This is a genomic window from Streptomyces sp. 7N604, assembly GCF_052245475.1.
Classification (GTDB): domain Bacteria; phylum Actinomycetota; class Actinomycetes; order Streptomycetales; family Streptomycetaceae; genus Streptomyces.
In genome coordinates this window covers 126,833-144,343 of record NZ_JBQQBX010000013.1, presented here as the reverse complement: position 1 = coordinate 144,343, position 17,511 = coordinate 126,833, and the positions used below count along the sequence as shown (strand labels likewise).

The 17,511-nt window shown below is 69.1% G+C and carries 14 protein-coding genes, 2 tRNA genes and 1 pseudogene; 11 read left to right on the top strand and 6 right to left on the bottom strand.

The window, feature by feature from the left end; translation table 11 throughout:
- The first annotated feature begins 153 nt into the window (after positions 1–153).
- The 6 genes from ehuB to ACTWP8_RS16325 all read left to right on the top strand — a co-directional run bounded on the left by ehuB (position 154) and on the right by ACTWP8_RS16325 (position 4,365).
- Positions 154–1,065 carry an ectoine/hydroxyectoine ABC transporter substrate-binding protein EhuB gene (gene ehuB / locus ACTWP8_RS16350; RefSeq protein WP_443315448.1) on the top strand — a complete coding sequence of 304 codons (912 nt, stop codon included), beginning with the start codon at positions 154–156 and terminating at the stop codon, positions 1,063–1,065.
- Complete coding sequence (ehuC, locus tag ACTWP8_RS16345; RefSeq protein WP_443322890.1) at positions 1,062–1,802, top strand: ectoine/hydroxyectoine ABC transporter permease subunit EhuC; 741 nt, start codon at positions 1,062–1,064, stop codon at positions 1,800–1,802. The genes ehuB and ehuC overlap by 4 nt, the downstream gene beginning before the upstream one ends.
- Positions 1,799–2,449 carry an ectoine/hydroxyectoine ABC transporter permease subunit EhuD gene (gene ehuD / locus ACTWP8_RS16340; RefSeq protein WP_443322889.1) on the top strand — a complete coding sequence of 217 codons (651 nt, stop codon included), beginning with the start codon at positions 1,799–1,801 and terminating at the stop codon, positions 2,447–2,449. The genes ehuC and ehuD overlap by 4 nt, the downstream gene beginning before the upstream one ends.
- On the top strand, positions 2,439–3,251 hold the full coding sequence (gene ehuA, locus ACTWP8_RS16335) for an ectoine/hydroxyectoine ABC transporter ATP-binding protein EhuA (RefSeq protein ID WP_443322888.1): 813 nt from the start codon (positions 2,439–2,441) through the stop codon (positions 3,249–3,251). Before ehuD ends, ehuA begins: the two co-directional genes overlap by 11 nt.
- A 232-nt stretch (positions 3,252–3,483) precedes the next feature.
- Entirely contained in the window at positions 3,484–4,242 is a 759-nt protein-coding gene (locus ACTWP8_RS16330; protein WP_443322887.1) for an IclR family transcriptional regulator, read from the top strand.
- 46 nt (positions 4,243–4,288) lie between these two features.
- Positions 4,289–4,365 (top strand) — tRNA-Lys (locus tag ACTWP8_RS16325).
- A 166-nt stretch (positions 4,366–4,531) separates the two neighbouring features.
- Here ACTWP8_RS16325 and ACTWP8_RS16320 read toward each other — a convergent pair.
- On the bottom strand, positions 4,532–5,119 hold the full coding sequence (locus ACTWP8_RS16320; protein WP_443322886.1) for a lytic polysaccharide monooxygenase auxiliary activity family 9 protein: 588 nt from the start codon (positions 5,117–5,119) through the stop codon (positions 4,532–4,534).
- A gap of 297 nt (positions 5,120–5,416) precedes the next feature.
- Here ACTWP8_RS16320 and ACTWP8_RS16315 point away from each other — a divergent pair.
- From ACTWP8_RS16315 to ACTWP8_RS16295, 5 genes are all read left to right on the top strand, one after another.
- Positions 5,417–5,490, top strand: a tRNA-Lys gene (locus ACTWP8_RS16315).
- A 110-nt stretch (positions 5,491–5,600) separates the two neighbouring features.
- Entirely contained in the window at positions 5,601–6,281 is a 681-nt protein-coding gene (locus ACTWP8_RS16310) for a FadR/GntR family transcriptional regulator (RefSeq protein WP_443322885.1), read from the top strand.
- Positions 6,282–6,695: 414 nt separating this feature from the next.
- The gene (locus tag ACTWP8_RS16305) at positions 6,696–8,615 is read left to right on the top strand and encodes a glycosyltransferase family 2 protein (RefSeq protein ID WP_443322884.1); all 1,920 of its coding nucleotides are present in this window, start codon (positions 6,696–6,698) and stop codon (positions 8,613–8,615) included.
- Positions 8,612–10,546, top strand: a complete 1,935-nt coding sequence (locus ACTWP8_RS16300; protein ID WP_443322883.1) for a galactose oxidase-like domain-containing protein — start codon at positions 8,612–8,614, stop codon at positions 10,544–10,546. Before ACTWP8_RS16305 ends, ACTWP8_RS16300 begins: the two co-directional genes overlap by 4 nt.
- A gap of 275 nt (positions 10,547–10,821) precedes the next feature.
- The gene (locus ACTWP8_RS16295; RefSeq protein WP_443322882.1) at positions 10,822–13,248 is read left to right on the top strand and encodes a SpoIIE family protein phosphatase; all 2,427 of its coding nucleotides are present in this window, start codon (positions 10,822–10,824) and stop codon (positions 13,246–13,248) included.
- A 121-nt stretch (positions 13,249–13,369) separates the two neighbouring features.
- Here the strand turns inward: ACTWP8_RS16295 and ACTWP8_RS16290 are convergent, their stop codons facing one another.
- From ACTWP8_RS16290 to ACTWP8_RS16270, 5 genes and pseudogenes are all read right to left on the bottom strand, one after another.
- Positions 13,370–14,410: a glycoside hydrolase family 6 protein gene (locus ACTWP8_RS16290; RefSeq protein ID WP_443322881.1), complete on the bottom strand. Its 1,041-nt coding sequence runs from the start codon at positions 14,408–14,410 to the stop codon at positions 13,370–13,372.
- A 198-nt stretch (positions 14,411–14,608) separates the two neighbouring features.
- Positions 14,609–15,271 (bottom strand): class F sortase, encoded by a 663-nt coding sequence (locus ACTWP8_RS16285; protein WP_443322880.1) that lies wholly within the window; start codon positions 15,269–15,271, stop codon positions 14,609–14,611.
- 15 nt (positions 15,272–15,286) lie between these two features.
- Positions 15,287–16,087, bottom strand: coding sequence for a hypothetical protein (locus ACTWP8_RS16280; protein WP_443322879.1), 801 nt, complete (start codon positions 16,085–16,087; stop codon positions 15,287–15,289).
- Positions 16,088–16,232: 145 nt separating this feature from the next.
- A complete protein-coding gene (locus ACTWP8_RS16275) occupies positions 16,233–17,012 on the bottom strand; it encodes an HAD-IIA family hydrolase (protein WP_443322878.1) in 780 nt (259 codons plus the stop codon).
- Positions 17,013–17,155: 143 nt separating this feature from the next.
- Positions 17,156–17,441, bottom strand: a pseudogene (locus ACTWP8_RS16270) (hypothetical protein); the annotation flags it as partial.
- Between the last annotated feature and the right edge of the window lie 70 nt (positions 17,442–17,511).

The following is a 17,511-nucleotide window of genomic DNA, read 5'->3' as shown; positions in this document are numbered from 1 at the left end:
GTCGGATACGGGATCAATTGTGGCTCAAAGGTCAGTAGCGAAGTGCTCACATCAGCAACGCTCGCACCAAACGGCGCTCGCACCAGCGGCGCCCACATCAAGGGGCTGGAAACGGCCCGCATAAATCGCGCGGGTTCGGGTAGCCGCGCGGCCATGGCTCCACCACAGGGGAACGACATGATCGGAAGAAGTGTCGGCCGCCGCTCCGTGCTCGCGGGAATGGCTGCTCTGGGCGCGGCGGCCGCGGCCGGCTGCAGCCGGGTGTCCACCGCGGACGTGAAGGGTGGCGGGAATCTGCTGGAGCGCCTGCGCGCTCAGGGCACGGTGCGATTGGGGATCGCTGGAGAGATCCCGTTCGGCTACATCAGCAAGGAGGCCGAGGTCACCGGGGAGGCTCCGGAGCTGGCGAAGATCATCTTCAAACGGCTGGGGGTGCCGAACGTGCAGCCGGTGCCGACGGAGTTCGGCTCGCTCATTCCCGGTCTCAACTCGCAGCAGTTCGATGTGATCTCCGCGGGCATGTTCGTCAATCCGGACCGTTGCGAGCAGGTCCTCTTCGCGGACCCGGATTACGAGGTGCTGGACGCCTTCATCGTCCGCAAGGGAAACCCGAAGAACCTGCAGAACTACGCCGACGTCAAGAAGACCGGCGCCAAGCTGGCCAGCGGCACGGCGTACGCCGAGATCGACTACGCCGTCGACGCCGGTATTCCGCGGGGCGACATCCAGATCTACCCGGACCAGCTGGCAGGGCTGCTCGCCGTCGCCCAGGGCCGCGCCGACGCGTTCGCGGGCACCAGCCTCACCGTCCGCAATGTCATCAACCAGACGAAGAATCCGCGGGTGGAGTCCACCAAGCCATTCCTGCCGACCCTCGATGGCAAGCCGGCACACGGCGCGGGTGCCTTCGCCTTCCGTCCCGGCGAGACAAAACTGCGGGACGCATTCAATGCGGAACTCCACAAGATGAAGGAAAGTGGCGAAGTTCTGCGCGTGGTCAAGCCCTTCGGCTTCACGGAGACGGAAATGACCGATCTCACCGCAGAGGAGCTGTGCAAGAAATGACGGCCGACCTCTGGGTACTCATCTTCAAAGGCATCTGGGTCACGGTCCAGCTCACCATCTACAGCGCCGCGCTCGGCGCCGTCGTGGCCTTCGGCGTCGGCACCGCGAACACCTCGCGTTTCCGGATCCTCCGGTTCCTCGCCGCCTTCTACGTGGCGGTGTTCCGCGGCACCTCGGCCCTCGTGCTGATGTTCTGGCTGTTCTTCGTGGTGCCACTCGCCTTCGGCTGGCAGTTGGTCCCGATGTGGGCCGCCACGCTCGCCCTCGGCCTGTCCTACGGGGCGTACGGCGCGGAGATCGTACGCGGTGGCATCGCCGCGGTGGCTCCGGCCCAGCGCGAAGCCGGTATCGCACTGAGCTTCACACCCTGGCAGCGGATGCGCCGGATCATCCTGCCGCAGGCCATCCCGGAGATGCTGCCGCCCTTCAACAACCTGCTGATCGAGCTGCTCAAGGGCACCGCGCTGGTCTCGCTGCTGGGCGTCGGCGACATCTCGTTCGCCGCGCAGCTGGCCCGTCTCGCCACCGGTGAGAGCGCCAACATCTACTTCAGCATCCTCGTCATGTACTTCGTGCTCGCCTTCCTCCTCACCCGCGTCATGCGGCTGCTGGAGCGGCGCGCCAAGGCCGGGATCGGGCAGGCCCCGCCGAAGGGCGGCGGCATCGTCCGCAAGCTCAGGATCCGTGAGGAGACCGAGCAGGCGGCCGGCATCAGCGTGGCAGGAGGCGCACAGTGAACTGGAGCTGGTCCGTAGTCGGCGACTTCATGCCGGTGTTCTGGGACGGCGTGAGGGTCACCCTCGAGGCGACCGTGCTGGGCTCGCTGCTGTCCTTCGTGCTCGGCCTCGTCTGGGCGCTGCTGCTGCGCACGCCGACCCGCTTCGTGCGCTGGCCGGTGGGGATCTTCGTTGAGTTCATCCGCAACACCCCGCTGCTCGTGCAGCTGTTCTTCTTCTTCTTCGTGCTGCCGGAGTGGGGCATCCAGACCTCCGCGCTCGCGACCGGTGTGATCGGCCTCGGGCTGCACTACTCGACGTACACCGCCGAGGTCTACCGGGCCGGCATCGAGGGCGTGCCGGCCGGCCAGTGGGAGGCGGCCACGGCGCTGAGCCTGCCGCGCGGCCGCACCTGGAGCGCGGTCATCCTGCCGCAGGCGATCCGCCGCGTCGTCCCGGCGCTCGGCAACTACGTGATCGCGATGCTGAAGGACACCCCGATGCTGCTGGGCATCGGCGTGCTGGAGATGCTGCAGCAGGCCCGCCTGTTCGGGGCCGAGACCTTCCAGTACATCGAGCCGTACACGGTCGTCGGCGTCGCCTTCATCCTCATCGCCTACCCGGCTTCCCTTCTCATGCGATACCTGGAGCGTCGTCTTGTCCACTGACAGCACCCAGACCCCGTCCGTCCCGGGAAGCAAGGACGGCGCCGAACTCATCCGCTTCGACCAGGTGACCAAGCGCTTCGGCGACGCCACCGTCCTGGACCACCTGGACTTCTCCGTGGCTCCGGGCAAGCACGTGACGCTGATCGGACCGTCCGGCTCCGGCAAGACGACGATCCTCCGGCTGCTGATGACCCTGCTGAAGCCCGACGAGGGCACCATCAAGGTGGCCGGCGAGTACCTCACCCACGAGGAGAAGGGTGACAAGCTCGTCCCGGCGGGCGACAAGCACACCCGCGAGATCCGCAAGAAGATCGGCATGGTCTTCCAGCAGTTCAACCTGTTCCCCAACATGAAGGTGCTGCGGAACATCACCGAGGCACCCGTACACGTCCTGGGACTGTCCAAGGACGAGGCGGAGCAGCGGGCACGCGAACTGCTCGAACTGGTCGGCCTGACCGAGCACATGGACAAGTACCCGAGCCAGCTCTCCGGCGGACAGCAGCAGCGGGTGGCGATCGCCCGGGCGCTCGCCATGCGGCCGCAGGTGCTGCTGCTGGACGAGGTGACCTCGGCGCTGGACCCGGAGCTCGTGGCGGGCGTGCTGGACGTGCTCCGCGACATCGCGCACACCACGGACATCACCATGCTGTGCGTGACCCACGAGATGAACTTCGCCCGGGACATCTCCGATGACGTCCTGATGTTCGACGCGGGCCGCGTCATCGAATCGGGTCCGCCGGAGAAGATCTTCAGCGAACCGGAGCACGAGCGCACGCGCGAATTCCTCGGCGCCGTACTGTGAATATCCCAGTTCGGACGCCCACGGAATGACAACGGCATATGCCATGGTGGCGCGCCCCTGTATATAGGCATGAGGCGCGCCACCAAACTCCTCAACAGCTGCTCCATTCGGGGCTCTTGGCGGCTATCGTGGTATCGAGCCCAGCTACCGGGACCGGTGCGAAGCGCCTGACGAACCGTGGCCTGTAGCGACGGCTATGACGCAAGCGGTCACAACCTGGTAGGGGGATACCGTGGCGCTCATGCCCGAGCCGACCGCGCCTTTCCACTCGGTTCAGTACGCACTGCGCGTACTCGAATGCGTTGCCAGGCATTCCGGCGGCGTCACCGACGTTGAGATCGCGCGCGAGGCCGGTCTGCCCACCGGCCACCTTTCCCACCTGCTGCGCATGCTGCGCCGCGAGGGGTATGTGGAGCAGGTCACCGGCGGCGCGTACGTCGTGGGTGAGTCCCTGGTGCTCCTCGGCTCCTCCGGCAACCGCCAGCAGGCGCTCTCCGACAAGCTGCAGCGCACCCTCTCCGAGATCCGCGACTCGGTCGGCGCGGCCGTCTACATCAGCCGCTACATCGACGGCGAGATCAGGATCATGCAGTACGCGGACGGGCCGCGCGCCCCGAAGGTCAACGAGTGGGTCGACTTCCGGTCCGCGGGACACGCGAGCGCGGTAGGCAAGTGCCTGCTCACCCAGCTCGACCACAACGGCCGCCGCGACCACCTCTCCCGCCACAAGACCGCCCGCCTCACCTCGCGGACGATCACCAACGAGAAGCAGCTGTTCTCCAGGCTGGACAACCAGCCGCCCACGGTTCCGGTGCTGGACCTCCAGGAGTACGCGGTGGGCACGGTCTGCGCCGCGGTGCCGATCACCGCGGGCAAGACGGTGGGCTGCCTCGCGCTGTCGATGCCGGTCGAGCACGCGCACCGGCTGCGGCAGGCCGCCGACGCCCTCAACCGCAGTGCCGCCCCGGTCGTGCTGTCCCTGACGATCTAGGTCGGGAGCACCCGTCCGGAGCAGGTACTATTTCCGGCGTCAGCGAGCGCCGCTAGCTCAGTTGGTTAGAGCAGCTGACTCTTAATCAGCGGGTCCGGGGTTCGAGTCCCTGGCGGCGCACCAGAGCACCGACGCTGTCGATCCGGGCGCTCTCGGTTTCCGAGAACGCCCGGTGTCATGTCCGGACAGGGTGGCCACCGCGTATCGGACCGCCCCGCTGGGTGGGGGTGGCGCGGGGCGGTCCGACGAGCGGCCGGGCGGCCGGGGGAAGTACGCCGGAATCAGGCGCCTAGAACGTGACGTCCGAGCAGGCGTAGAAGGCGTTGCCCGTGTCGGCGATCGTCCAGACGGCCAGGATGATGTGCCTGCCCGTCTTTCCGGAGGGGATCGTGCCCGAGTGGGACAGGGTGGACGGCGGGCGCTGGCCGTTGTAGGGCACCGTCAGGAACGGAGTGGTGTCCAGGGCGGCGCGCGTCAGCGGCCGGCCGGAATTCCAGCCGTTCTTGGTGATGTAGTAGCGGAAGTCCGTGGTGGCGTGCGCCGCCGTGAACTGCCAGCGGAAGGTGTAGCTGCCGCTGGAGACCCGGGTCGCCGGCCACTGGCCGCCGCGCGGGTCGTCGAGCTGTGCGAAGCGGCTGTTGCCGCCCGCGCAGATCTTTCCGTCCGCGGGGCCGGAGGCGGGGAAGCCCTTCGGACCCTCGACACTCTGCGGCTCCCACTGGATTTCGCCGCAGTTGGTCACCGTGCCGCTGGCGCACAGCTTCTGGCGGCTGATGGGGGAGTCGGTATAGCCGTGGCTGCTGGCGCTTCCCGTGGCCAGGACCGAGACGCCGAGGACGCCGAGCCCTATCACGGCAGCGCTGATCTTCTTGCGCATGCTTCGCTCCAGGAGAACGTGGGGGAAAGTTCCGCGAGCCGAGCCGAGCCGAATCGGGATGGAGCTGGGGTGTGGAGCTGGGTGTGGAGCCGGAATCAGCCGAGCTTGGGTCGAGCTTCGAGCTGAGCTTCGAGCTGAGTTGATCTGAACACTTCAGGTCTAGACCAAGGCGCAGATTAGCCCCGCCTGACGGACATGTCCAGACCAATAGGAGAGGGAAATTCGGGAGGGCGGGCGGCTGAATATCCCGTGTTCTGAGCATCCCGGCTGATCGGGTAGGATCTCCGATGTCAGCACGCGCCGCTAGCTCAGTTGGTTAGAGCAGCTGACTCTTAATCAGCGGGTCCGGGGTTCGAGTCCCTGGCGGCGCACGTGACACTCTGGGCCTCCTCGCCAGCCGCGAGGGGGCCCGGAGTCGTTCCGGGATCATGCGGCGGTCCCGCGGCTGGTCAAAACGGAGGTTGCGGTGCACAGTCGCGGAATGGCGAGCGACATCCAGGAGCGGATCAAGAAGCTGATCATCGACCGGCGGCTGCCGTCCGGCGCTCCCCTGCCCACCGAGACCGAGCTCATGGAGCTCCTCGGGGTGAGCAGAAACTCCGTCCGCGAGGCCCTCAAGGCGCTCCAGGCCATGGGCATCGTGGAGATCAGGCACGGCTTCGGCACGTACGTGGGGCCGATGTCCATGGCCCCGATGATCGAGGGCCTCACCTTCCGCACCGTCGCGGGGCACTACCGCGGCGAGGAGAGCCTCCTCCAGCTCCTCGAGCTGCGCGAGGCCATAGAGACCGGGCTGATAGCGCGGCTGGCCGGCCGCGTGCCCGCCATGGACCTCGCCGAGCTGGACGCGCTCATGGCCCGCATGGACGAGGAGGCCACCGCGGGCGCGGTCCGCGCGGACACCGACCGGGCCTTCCACGCCACCCTCTACCGCGGACTCGACAATCTGCTGCTGAGCGAGGTGCTGGAGGCGTTCTGGGACGCCTTCCACCGCGTCCGCACCGACCTCGTGGACACCCACCCCAACCCCAAGATCACCTGCCGCCAGCACCGGGAGATCCTCGAGGCGGTCCGCTCAGGCGACGCGGTCCGCGCGGAGGACGCCGTACGCGATCACTTCGAGGACATCCGCAAGCGCCTGCGCCGGTCCAACCGCGCCTGATCCGCCTCCGATCGCAACCCGCCGCCGGTCGCCCCGGGCACGCCAACTAGGCTGTGCCCGGCGGATTTTCCCCTGTGCAAAGGGGAAGACCGTCGCACCAATTCTCAGCAGTGTTCGCCCATTGCACGCGTATGCCCGGTAAACAGCTTGTTCGCTCTTGCGATCAAGCCTCCGGGTCCAGGACGCTTTGCTGGAGTTGGTGGGGAATCAGTCGGTTGCGTTCACCGGCGGGGTGGGGGCCCCGTTCATGTGACGATGCCGGAGTCGGCATCATGCAACCGGAAGGTGTTCGTTCCATGTCTTACGGAACGGCCACCCGACCAGTGCTGAGCCCGGGTCGGTCAAGGGGGACCACTGACCCGGCCAGAAAGGCTTACCGACCACGCAGCCAGCCTGCGTGCGGGGGGATGACTCATGACGTCGACGCCTACCGGCGCCCGGCACTCCTACGACCCTGACCGTACGACCCGGCTCCGCCTGCCCCGGCAGCACAGGCCCGGGTCCGCGCACCGAGGCCCGCGGCGCACCCGTAAGGCGCTGCCGCGCTACGACTACGAGCACTACAGCCGGCTCGCCGGGCCCCTCACGCAGCCCGACCCGGACAAGCCGTACACCGTGCGCTACCGCAGCCTGCTCGCCGACGAGCCGCACCGCATCCGGGCCGCCCTGCTGCTCGGCGCCGCGCCGCTGGTCTCGCTCGGCCTGCTGGCCTGGCTGATGCAGCCCGCACACTGGACGAAGCGGGACAGCGCCTCGGACACCCTCCTCGTCCTCGACGTGGTCATGCTGGTGTCGATCGGCCTGATCGAGCTCTTCCGCACCCTGAACGTCGTCTCCAACGCGCACGCGACGCTGGTGGCCCGCGACCCGGTCCCGGTCGTGCCCGAGAGCGGCACGCGGGTCGCCTTCATCACCACCTACGTACCCGGCAAGGAACCCCTCGAGATGGTCACCAAGACCCTCGAGGCCGCCGTACGAATACGCCACCGCGGGCTCCTCCACGTCTGGCTCCTCGACGAAGGCGACGACCCCGCCGTGAAGGAGGTCTGCCAACGGCTCGGCGTCCACCACTTCACCCGCAAGGGCGTCGCCAGGTGGAACCAGCCCAAGGGCCCGCACCGCGCCAAGACCAAGCACGGCAACTACAACGCCTGGCTGGACGCCCACGGCGACGACTACGACTACTTCGCCTCCGTCGACACCGACCACGTCCCGCTGCCCAACTACCTCGAGCGCATGCTCGGCTTCTTCCGGGACCCGAACGTCGCCTTCGTCATCGGACCGCAGGTCTACGGCAATTACGACACCGCCGTCACCAAAGCCGCGGAAAGCCAGCAGTTCCTCTTCCACGCACTGATCCAGCGAGCGGGAAACCGCTACGGCGCCCCCATGTTCGTCGGCACCAGCAACGCCGTACGCATCAAGGCCATCAAGGGCATCGGCGGCCTGTACGACTCCATCACCGAGGACATGGCCACCGGCTTCGAGCTTCATCGCCACCGCAATCCCGAGACAGGGAGGAAATGGGCTTCCGTCTACACGCCCGACGTGCTGGCCGTCGGTGAAGGCCCCACCGCCTGGACCGACTTCTTCACCCAGCAGCTCCGCTGGTCCCGCGGCACGTACGAGACCATCCTCAAGCAGTTCTGGAAGGCGCCCTTCACGCTGCCGCCCGGCAAGCTCTTCAACTACACGCTGATGGTGATCTTCTATCCCATCTCGGCTATGAACTGGATTCTGGCGGCGCTGAGTTGCGCGCTGTTCCTCGGCTTCGGCGCCTCCGGTCTCCAGATCGACCCGACGGTGTGGATGATGCTGTACGGCAATGCCTCCGCCCTCCAGATCGGCCTCTACGTCTGGAACCGGCGGCACAACGTCTCCCCGCACGAGCCCGAGGGGTCCGGCGGCGTGGCGGGCATGGCGATGTCCGCGCTGTCCGCCCCGATCTACGCGCGCTCCCTCATGGACGCCGTGCTGCGCCGCAAGAGCAAGTTCGTCGTGACCCCGAAGGGCGACTCGTCCAGCCCCGACACCCTCTTCGGGACGTTCCGGATCCACCTGTTCTTCCTGCTGGTCTTCGGCGGATCGCTCGTCTCCTCCTTCTACTTCGGCCACAGCCACCCGGCGATGATCCTCTGGGCCACGCTCGCCCTGATCCTCACGGCCTCCCCGATCCTCGCCTGGCGGTGGACCATCCGCCAGGACAAGCGGAAGAGGGACCGGGGCGGCCCTCCGGCAGGCGGCGGGCCCGCGCCCGCGGCCCCTGAGCCGGAGGGCGGCCGGGTTGCGAACGACCAGACCATGCAGATCGCCCTTGGGGGACGTAACACATGAACTACCGTCCAAGCCGCCGCACCCGCAGGATCGCGATAGGTGCGGCGGCGGTGCTCGTGCTGGCCGGGATGAACGGGCCCGCCCTGTATCGCTTCGGCTCGGAGAAGTACCACACGTACAAGATCAACCAGCCGGAGTACATGGCGCAGAACGGCCACTGGGACCTCCTCGACGTCCCGGAGGAGTTCCAGATCAACACGATTCACGCGGCGCTGCTCCACACCGGCAAGGTGCTGCTCATCGCCGGGTCCGGCAACAACGCGAAGATGTTCAAGGCCAAGACCTTCCGGTCGGTGCTGTGGGACCCGGAGAAGAACACGTATCAGAACATTCCGACGCCCAAGGACATGTTCTGCGCCGGGCACACCCAACTCCCGGACGGCAAGCTGCTGGTGGCGGGCGGCACCCAGCGGTACGAGAAGCTGGAGGGCGACGTCAACAAGGCCGGCGGCCTGATGATCGTCAAGAACGAGAACCCGGACAAGCCCAGGACGCTGCCGGCGGGCACGCTCTTCACCGGCAAGACCAACGGCAAGACCTTCGAGTCCAAGGACAACCTGCTCGTCCCGCGGGCGAAGAAGAAGGCCGACCCGGTCACCGGCGAGGTCACCGTCACCGCCAGCGAGGCCCGCGTCTACGTCGAGGCCCGCAGGAAGGGCAAGCAGTACAGCACCGGCGACACCGACAACTACCGGATCCAGGGCCTGAAGGGCGCCGACGCCAAGAACCTCTACGGCATCGCCAACAAGCTCTCCTTCGACAAGAAGGACTTCCAGGGGATCAAGGACGCCTTCGAGTTCGACCCGGTCGCCGAGCGCTACGTCAGGGTCGACCCGATGCACGAGGCCCGCTGGTACCCCACGCTCACCACCCTGGAGGACGGCCGCGTCCTCTCGGTCTCCGGACTCGACGAGATCGGCCAGGTCGTCCCGGGCAAGAACGAGGTCTACGACCCGGAGACGAAGAAGTGGAGCTACCTGCCGCGGCAGCGCTTCTTCCCGACCTACCCGGCTCTCTTCCTCACCAGCGGCGGCAAGATCTTCTACAGCGGCTCCAACGCCGGTTACGGCCCGGCCGACAAGGGCCGCACGCCGGGCCTGTGGGACGTGGACACCAACGAGTTCGACCCCGTACCCGGCATGAGCGACCCGAAGATCCTCGAGACCTCGATGTCCGTGATGCTGCCGCCCGCCCAGGACCAGAAGTTCATGGTGATCGGCGGCGGGGGCGTCGGCGAGTCCGAGAAGTCCAGCGAGAAGACCCGGGTCGTCGACCTCAAGGACCAGGACCCGCGCTTCAAGGACGGCGCACCCCTCTCCGAAGGCACCCGCTACCCCGGCGGCTCGATCCTCCCCGACGACACGGTCTTCGTCTCCGGCGGCTCGGGCGACTACCGCGGCCGCAGCGGCAGCAACATCCTCAAGGCGCAGATCTACGACGCGAAGGCCGGCACCTTCCGGCGGGTCGCCGACCCGACCGTCGGCCGCAACTACCACTCCGGCAGCCTGCTGCTGCCCGACGGCCGGGTCATGATCTTCGGCTCGGACTCGCTCTTCTCCGACGACGCCAACACCAAGCCCGGGGTCTTCGAGAAGCGCATCGAGATCTACACCCCGCCCTACCTGTACGGTGAGGACGCCCGGCCTCAGGTCGGCTCCGGACCGGACCGGATCGGGCGCGGCGACTCGGCCACGTACGAGACGCGTGACGCGGCGAAGATCAAGAACGTACGGCTGATGCGGCCGAGCGCCGTCACGCACGTCACGGACGTCGACCAGCGGTCGGTCGCGCTGGACTTCGAGCGCACCGGGAACGGCATACGCGTGACGGTGCCGGACGACCGCTCACTGGTCCCGTCCGGCTGGTACATGCTCTTCGTCACGGACGGCAAGGGCACGCCGTCCAAGGCGGTGTGGGTGGAAGTCCCGTAGGGCCTTCGGCCGCGCGCGCCCCGGAAGAGCCGTATCTGCGCGGCAGGCCGGATCTCCTGGTGGGACCGGGCGGGTGATGGCCGCCACGCCATGACACAGCGCCCGGAAGGCTGCTGGGCCTGACCGGGTTCAATAGGCTCACATGGCATCACCCCGGTCTTTTGCACCGGACGTCTGGTGGCACGGCCAGGTCCGGGACCGAGTCACGCCGGTCTCGGTCGCGCACCAGGACGAGCGGGAGAACATCGGTAGCCGAGTAGAGGTGGTGTCCGGCAGTGGATGAGCGGGTGACGGTGCTCAGCGAGAGCCGAGATGATCCGTTCGCTCTGCACCTGGCCGCCTCGGCGGTGCTCGACGACCGGGGCACCGTGGTCGGATGGAGCCGGCGGGCCCAGGAGCTGCTCGGCTATCCGGCGACAGCGGTGATCGGCCGTCCGGCGCTCGACATGCTGACGGATCCCCGCGACCTGCCGGCCGCCAAGGACGCCGCGGCGGCATGCAGGAGAGCCGGAGGCTGGTTCGGGGTGCTGGCGGTGCGGCATCGCAGCGGGGGGCTCGTGGAGATGGGGTTCCGGGCACGTGCGCTCCTGCGTGAGGGCCCCGTCCGCGAGTGGTTCCTTGTGGGGGCACCGGCGGCGGAGGTCCTCGACTGGCAACGGGACCGCGCGGTTCTCGACGGATTGTTCCGCCGCTGCCCGATCGGCCTTGTCGTCCACAGTCCCGAGATGACGATTCTCCGGGTCAACCGGGCGGTCGAACGGTTCACCGGCGTTCCGGCGGCCTCATTTCGGGGCATGCCCACCGGCGCGTTGCTGGTTGCCGAGGACGCACGGAAGTCCGTGGACCGGGTGCGCCAGGTGATGGAGACCGGAAGGTCACTGGTCTCCACCGAGCAGTACGCGCGCCTGGAGCGGGACCCGACACGAGAGCGGGCCGCGTCCGTCTCGGCCTTCCGGTTGGAGGATCCGTCCGGCCGGGTCCTGGGCGTGGCGGAGACCGTCGAGGACGTCACCGAACGCCATCGGGCCCGCCTTCGGCTGGCGCTCCTCGACCAAGCCGGCGCCCGCATCGGAACCACGCTCGATGTGGGAGAGACGGCCCTGGAGCTCGCTGATGTGATGGTCCCTCACCTGGCCGACCACGTATCAGTGGACTTGTCGCAACCGGTGACGCGCGGTGAGGAGCCGGGGCAGGGCTTGACGGAGCCTGTGGTACGGGTGGCGGTCCGCAGCGTGCTGGCCCAGCAGCCCGAACTACCGCAGCCGGGAGGGGAACCCGTCGACTTCGCACCGGACACACCACAAGCCAGGTGTCTGGCCGAAGGGCGGGCCGTCCTGGAATCGGTTCTTCCGCCTGACTGGTTCTCCATGGAACCGCGCCAGGGTGAGCACGTTCCCCACCTGGGTGTCCACTCCCTGATCGTGGTGCCCCTGGCCGCACGGGGCCTGGTGCTGGGCGCGATGAGCCTGTGGCGCTCGCGGCGCCCGGACCCGTTCGAAGCGGACGACCTCACACTGGCCCAAGAGCTCGCCTCGCGCGCAGCCGTCAGCATCGACAACGCCCGGCGCTACACCCAGCAGCAACAGACCGCGCTCACCCTGCAACGCAGCCTGCTGCCGGGGGCGGTTCCGCACCAGGTTGCCGTCGAGGTGGCCCCTCGCTACCTCCCCGCCAGGGCGGCCTCGGGGCTGGGCGGCGACTGGTTCGATGTCATCCCCCTGTCCGGGGCCAGGGTCGCGCTCGTTGTCGGCGACGTGGTCGGCCACGGCCTCCACGCCGCAGCCACCATGGGCCGTCTGCGTACCGCCGTGCACACCCTTGCCACCCTGGACCTGGAACCGGACGAGGTTCTCTCCCGCCTGGACGACCTGGTCAACCTGCTGGCCGCCGAACAAGAAGCAGTCGGTCAACGGCCCGTGGGAGAGCAGGTCATCGGCGCCACCTGCCTGTACGTCCTCTACGACCCGGTCTCCCGGCTGTGCTCCGCGGCCCGCGCCGGCCACCCACCACCGGCGGTGACCACTCCAGACGGACAGGTGAGCCTGCTCGACCTACCCGCCGGCCCACCGCTCGGCCTGGGCGGCCTGCCGTTCGAGGCCCGGGACATCGAACTGGCCGAGGGAAGCCTGCTCACCCTCTACACCAACGGACTCATCGGCGAGCGCCACATCGACCCCGACATCGGCCTGGCCCGGCTGTGCGCGGAGCTCACCCGCCCCGCCGACCCCCTGGAACGAACCTGTCAAGCGGTGGTGGACTCCCTCGTACCCGCTCACCCCGCCGACGACATCGCCCTGCTCATCGCCCGCACCCGCGTGCTCCCCCCGCAGAACGTCGCCTCGTGGCAACTTCCGCTGGACCCCACCTCCGCCGCCCAGGCCAGGACACTGACGACAGCCCAGCTGACCGAATGGGGCCTGGAGCACCTGACCTTCACCACCGAGCTCATCGCCAGCGAACTGGTCACCAACGCCTACCGGTACGCCAGCGGCCCCGTGACCCTGCGACTCATCCGTGAACGATCTCTGATCTGCGAGGTCACCGACACCAGCCACACCTCACCGCACCTGCGCCGGGCACGCACCACTGACGAGGGCGGGCGTGGCCTGTTCCTGGTGGCCCAGCTGACCGAGCGCTGGGGCACGCGCTACACCCGCGAGGGGAAGACCGTCTGGACCGAGCAGCCAATGCTGGGACTGTAAATCGTCCGGCACGACCCCGGTGCGCGCATCCGGTGCGCACCGCGATGCGCGCCCAAGCCTGGATGGTGCGCATCGCACGGAGGTGGTGCGTGCACCGGTGCGCACCTGCCACGCACCCTCGCTAACTGGAGCGATCCGCGTTACGGGCCAGCTCCAGCGCGTACTTGGGCCACCACTGGCCGGCCGCCGGGCCGCCCTTGCAGTCGCCGTCCGACTCGCCGGGGCGCTTGATCCACAGATACGCGTCGACGAGTTCCTCACCGGTCTCCGTCGTCGGCGGCTCGCCGAGTGCCCGGCCCGGCGGGTTGCACCAGCGTTCCTGCGGATCGCCCTTGGTGTACGGGCCGTTGCCGTTCCGGCTGGTGTCGATCACGAAGGGCTTGTCGCCGACCATCGGCGAGAGCTTCTTGCCGTACGCGACATTCGCCTCGACGGTCTGGAAGTTCGAGGTGTTCAGCGCGAAGCCGTCAGCCTCGACGATGCCTGCCCGCTTCAGCGGCTCGACCAGCTGGCCGGGGTCGTCCTTCCAGCCGGGATTTCCGGCGTCCAGGTAGACCTTGACGTTCGGCAGCGACTGCAGCTTCCCGACAGCCTCCTTGAGCAGGGCGAACCGCTCCTCGTGCAACTGCGGCGGGGTGCAGGTGTCCACGACGTGAAGCAGTGCGTCCGGCTCCAGGATGACGGTGGCGCGGCGGTCGCCGATGCCCTTGATGGCCTTGCCGAGCCAGTCGCGGTAGGCATTGCCGTCCGCGGCCCCGCCCTTCGAGTACTGACCGCAGTCACGGTGCGGGATGTTGTAGAGGACCAGCAGCGCGTCGCGGTCGGCCTTGGCCGCGGCCTCGGTGAAGCCGCGGGCCTGGCCCTCCGGGTCCTCGACCCCGATCCACTCCGCGGCCGGCTGCCGCGAGATCTTCTCGATCAGCTTCGCGTCCGCCTCGCGCCCGTCCTTGCGGTAGGCGGCGGCCTGCTTGGCGGCGTTGCCGTCGGGGTTGACCCAGTACGGGGCCCTGGACTTGGGCTGCTGAGCCCCGCCGCCCTGGTCGTCGGTGCCGGACGAGGAGAAGCAGCCGGACAGGAGGAGCAGAGCCCCTGCCGCTGCCGCCCCCGCCGTGAGCCGGGCGCGCGCAGCGACGGGCCCTCGGCCGGTGTAACTGCCGTACATCCACTCCCCCTTGGCTGTACTTCTCCGGTGGCGGTGCCGCGCGGCACGCGCCGCGGGCCCCGGCCCCGGGTGGGACAAGACCGGTCGAATCCATGCTGACACACGGCACATTCGGCCATGCGCCCACCCATGCTTCGTCGACCAGCTGTTACACCCCACGTCCTGGCTGCCCGCCCCGCTGAGGGAACTGCGTCTCCCTCACCTCGTGCGGGCCGCGGTCAGGTAGGCCGAGACCACGACGTTCGCGGTGTACGCGTGGCGCTTGCGGTCGTAGGCGCCGCCGCAGGTGATCAGGCGGAGTTCGGAGCGGTGCGTGTCGCGCGGACCGTACACCCGCTTCGGGTCGAAGCGGTCCTTGGTGAAGACCTCGACCGCCTCCACCGTGAACTCCGCGACCGACCCGTCCTCCCGGTTCACGCTCACCCGCTCGCCCGGCTTGACATGGGCGAGCCGGTAGAAGACCGCGGGCTGGGACTCGGTGTCGACATGGCCGACGAGGAGGGCGGTGCCCGGGGCGCCCGGGGCGGGGCCGCCGCCGTACCAGCCGACCAGGCCGGGTGCGTCGTACGGCGGCGGGTCGACGGCCCCGTCCGCGTCCAGGCCGCGTTCGACGACGGGGGCCCGTATGCCCACCGAGCCGATCTGCAGCCGCTCGGGACGGGCCGGTGCCAGGGGCGCGTACGGCGGGGGCAGCGGGGTGCCGCCGGGTCGGCCGACCGCGGCCACATCGCCGGTCGCGGGCGCTGCGATGCCGTGGCCCTCGGTGATCCCCCGGCCCCACAGCCAGAACCCGAGCAGCACCACCGCCCAGGTCAGGCCGGTGACCAGGCGCCCCGCTCCGCCGCGGTCCCGGCCGGACACGGTGGACCGCCTGCCTCAGTCGCCCGCCGAGTTGGCCCGGCGGCGGCGCAGTGCGATACCGGCGACGGCGAGCCCGGCGCCCCCGGCGAGCCCTGCCGCGACGATGAAGTGGACGACCCCGGGGCCGTTCTGCCTCTCCATGGCATCGGCTCCGAGCGCGGCGGTGCCGCCGCCTCCGGCCCGCACCGGTGCGGTCGGGCTGCCCGTCGGGCTATCGGTCGGGCTGTCGTGCGGCGCGACGACGGTGATCGTGCCCTCGGCCTTGCAGTCGCACGTGATCTTGTACCTGCCGGGGGCCGCGGTGCTGCGGATCTTCGCCTCGGCGAAGAGGGCGCCGCCCGCGTCCGACGCCAGCTCGGCGTCCGCGACGAAGACCTTCGACCGCGCCCGGATCCTGGTGTCCTTGGCCCCCTTGACGCCCTGGACGCGGATCTCGACCTCGGCTCCGGGCGCGGCCGCGGAGGGGGTGACCTTGAGCATGCCGGACGAGGCGGCGACCCGGGTGCGGCCGTCCGCCGCCGCCTCCCAGTCGCCGGCGTACGAGCCGGAGGTGGGATCCGCGAAGGGATCGAAGAGCGTGCTGGAGCGGGGGGCGGAGGACGGTTCGTTCCGGGCGTCGCCGGGGTCGAACTCGGCGGCGTGGGCGGACAGCGCGGCCGCCGAGCACAGGGCGGCGGCCGCGGCGGTCACGGCCGTACACCGGAACAGATAAGACAGACGGGACAGCCGGGGCAGCGCCGGGGTCATCCGGGACCGCCGCGTCGTACGGCGCAGCCGCGACGGCCGGGAGCGCCTGAATGGCGGGTCAGAGCCCATCGTTGAACCTCCTCACACACCTGAAGGTTCACCGGCTCCCCAGCCGGTCGCACCCGCAGCGTGTCCGGATTGCTCCGTTCGGTGACGGGGCGCCACCGGCTGAGTTACGCACGGGGCAACCGGCCCCGTCCGAGCTGCGAGACCGTCAGACCTTCTCCACCAGATCCGCGATCGAGTCCACGACGGTCGAAGGACGGAACGGGAAGCGTTCGACCTCGTCCGGCTTGGTCAGCCCGGTGAGCACCAGGAAGGTCTCCATCCCGGCCTCGAGCCCGGCGAGCACGTCGGTGTCCATCCGGTCGCCGATCATCGCGCTGGTCTCGGAGTGCGCCCCGATGGCGTTGAGCCCGGCCCGCATCATCAGCGGGTTCGGCTTGCCGACGAAGTACGGCTCGCGGCCGGTCGCCTTGGTGATCAGCGCCGCGACGGACCCGGTCGCGGGCAGCGCGCCCTCCGCGGAGGGCCCGGTCTCGTCCGGGTTCGTGGCGATGAACCGGGCTCCGTCGTTGATCAGGCGGATGGCCTTGGTCAGCGACTCGAAGCTGTAGGTACGGGTCTCGCCCAGTACCACGTAGTCCGGCTCGGCGTCCGTGAGGACGTATCCGATGTCGTGCAGCGCGGTGGTCAGCCCGGCCTCGCCGATCACGTACGCCGTGCCGCCCGGCCGCTGGTCGTCCAGGAACTGCGCGGTGGCGAGGGCGGAGGTCCAGATGTGCCCCACGGGCACGTCGAGACCCATGCGCGCCAGCCGGGCGTGCAGGTCGCGCGGTGTGTACATGGAGTTGTTCGTCAGCACCAGAAACGGCTTGCCCGACTCGCGGAGCCGCTTGATGAAGGCGTCGGCGCCGGGGATCGGGATGCCCTCGTGGATCAGGACCCCGTCCATATCGGTGAGCCAGGACTCGATCGGCTTGCGCTCCGCCACTGAACTGATCTCCGCTCTGCGTGGCCGAATGTTCGAAGTCACAGGGTAACGGGGCGGGGCCGTGGACGACCCCGGTCGTCCACGGCCCGGACGATCAGGCGGTCCGGACGATCAAGAGACCCGGTTCAGCCCGTACGGTGCTGCCGGTCGCGGAGGTCGGCGAAGAAGGAGGAGTCCGGGTCGACGTCGGCGCCGAGTCGTGACGCGCGCACCACGGAGACATACGTGCTCTCGAGCCCGGCCCGCTCGCCGTCCGCCGGCGGCACCCGCTCCACGTGCCGTACGGGCCGGCTCGCCGCGCTCGGGGCCGGTCCCGAACCTCGAAGGCGGCGAGCCGGTCGGGCAAGGGAAGCGGTCGAGCTCGTCGAGCAGGCTGAGAGCCGGGGCCTGACGGCGTAGGACCTGGGGCACGCGTCCGCGCTCGGGGATGCCGGAGCGGACGGGTGCGCCGGGCGCCTGCTCGTTGGGGTGGTTCGGGGAGTTCGCTTGCGATGGGCGG